At 70.5% G+C, this 2,193-nt stretch carries 2 protein-coding genes; one reads left to right on the plus strand and one right to left on the minus strand.

Annotated elements, in window-relative coordinates; genetic code table 11:
- The first annotated feature begins 445 nt into the window (after positions 1-445).
- Positions 446-1,504 (plus strand): hypothetical protein, encoded by a 1,059-nt coding sequence (locus tag FNX44_RS26335; protein WP_143651486.1) that lies wholly within the window; start codon positions 446-448, stop codon positions 1,502-1,504.
- Between the two features lie 109 nt (positions 1,505-1,613).
- On the opposite strand, the gene msrA is transcribed toward FNX44_RS26335, so the two are convergent.
- Positions 1,614-2,193, minus strand: a 580-nt coding sequence (msrA, locus tag FNX44_RS26340) for a peptide-methionine (S)-S-oxide reductase MsrA (RefSeq protein ID WP_143651487.1), incomplete at its 5' end; no start/stop codon positions are given.

A 2,193-nucleotide genomic window follows, 5' to 3' on the forward strand; every position in this document is an offset into this window, starting at 1 on the left:
GCCGTCACCAGCCCCACCCATCTCTGGGCCGCCACCGACACCACCCTCCTCGCCCTCGACCTCCCCACCTGACCACCGTGGCGGCCGTCGCCCGACCGCCCACGCCCCGGCCTGCCGCACCCGTGCCTCGGCCACGCCCTCCTCGAACAGAACACACGCCCACGACCGCTCCGTCGGGCGGTAGAACCGCACGGGTCAGCGCAAACGGCAGCGTCGTGTACGCCCGGTGGCCAGACGCAGATGCCTGTTCGGCTCGGTCAGAGGGAGGTCGTAGTCGGTGGGCTGCGCTTCGAGGCGACCGGACGGACGTTCGCGCACACTCGGCCATCCCGCCGTGTTCCGGTCAGAGTGCCGGTGCGCAACGCTCCTTCGGCATCACCCGACCGGACTACGGAAAGAGATGCCCCGCCGCCGGCCGTAGGTGCCGGTGAGGAAAGGGGGAGGCTTGCGGAAGAAGGAACTGGCCGGTCTGATCAGGGACGTCGAGGAGCTCAGACGGGCCGTGAACGGCATCGTCGGCGCATTCGAACAGTCCGTCGCCACGGCGTCCGAGGCGACACGGGAGACCGTCCGCGATGCCGGGCATCGCGCGGCGGAGAGCGTCCGGAAGGACATCAAAGGGCTGCGCGACGACGTCCGCAGTGCACGCGACTCCGCCGCGACCGCCACGGAGGTCCAGGGCCTGCACGAGGACGTTCGTGAACTGCGCGCCCTACTTCAGGCGCTTCGGCCTCATCTCGCAGAACCACCTTCACCTCGCGGTGATTCACCGGCACACGCACTGCCATCCGAACAACCTCCACATCCGGACGTGAAGGAGAACCACTCCGTGTCGCAGAACGAGGAAATCGGGCCTTCCGGGCCCGAGGCCACGCCCTTGGTGCCGCCGAGTCAGAACGCCTCGGTCGAAACGGGGTCCGACGGCGACACTTCCGCTGCCCTGGCGAGCCAACTGCGTGGCGTGCTTGCGGAACTCCGTGGCACCGCAACGAGTGACGAGACACGGACTCTCCGCGAAGAAGTCGGCGAGCTGCGACGGGAGATGCAGGCCCTGCGCGGTGACGGCCTGCGCGGTGAAGCCGGTCGAGGCGACGGCGTCCTTGAGGACGAGGGCAGCGCTGAGAACAAGGCCCACGACGAGTTGCTGCTGGCTGCGGCCCGCGTCTCCTCGGCCACCCTGATCTGTCACAGGGACACCTGGGAGTTCGTCGTCGCCCAGGCCGCGCCGCACCCGCACTTCCGCTGTCCGCAGGCGGTGGCCGACGACGAGGCAGGCCGCATCCGCACCGCGCTGTCCGGGCGGTCTCTGATAGCCGTGCTGATCAGCCTGTGGCACACCCGACAGCACCGGCCCGACCCCGCCGACTGGGCGCTCGCCCACAGCTTCTACGACCGAATCGCCGACGGCTTGGCGGCACTCGGTCCGGACGGAGAACCGGTCACCATCGTCCTCGACGACCGGGCCGACGGAATCGACCTGTCGCAGGGACCGCCTGAGGGGTAGCCGGCGACGGCCGCGAAGGACGGAGGCGGGGCCGCTTCAGCGAGGCGGCCCCGCCTCCGGTGGCATGTACGGGTATGCGGCCCACTGGTCCCCCGCTCGGGGCGCCGCCTCAGTCGGAGGTGGGGGTGAGGCCGATGGGGCAGGAGAGGCCGGTGCCGCCTATGCCGCAGTAGCCGGCGGGATTCTTGTCGAGGTACTGCTGGTGGTAGGGCTCGGCGGGGTAGAAGTGGTTGTGGGTGGCGGGGAGGATCTCGGTGGTGATGTCGCCGTAGCCGGCGGCCTTGAGCGTCGCCTGGTAGGCGTCGCGGGAGGCGAGCGCGGCGGTGTGCTGGTCGGGGGAGTGGGTGAAGATCGCCGAGCGGTACTGGGTGCCGACGTCGTTGCCCTGGCGGAAGCCCTGCGTGGGGTCGTGGTTCTCCCAGAAGAGCTTGAGCAGGGTGGTGTAGGGGACGACGGCGGGGTCGTGGACGACGCGGACGGCCTCGGTGTGGCCGGTGAGGCCGCTGCAGGCCTCCTCGTAGGTGGGGTTGGGGGTGGTGCCGCCCTGGTAGCCGACGAGGGTGGTCCAGACGCCGTCCTGCCGCCAGAAGACGCGTTCGGCGCCCCAGAAGCAGCCGAGGGCGAAGTCGGCGGTCTCCAGGCCGTCCGGGTAGGGGCCGAGGAGGGGGTTGCCGAGGACGGTGTGGCGG

The organism is Streptomyces alkaliterrae (assembly GCF_007097205.2).
In the GTDB taxonomy this organism is placed as follows: Bacteria; Actinomycetota; Actinomycetes; order Streptomycetales; family Streptomycetaceae; genus Streptomyces; species Streptomyces alkaliterrae.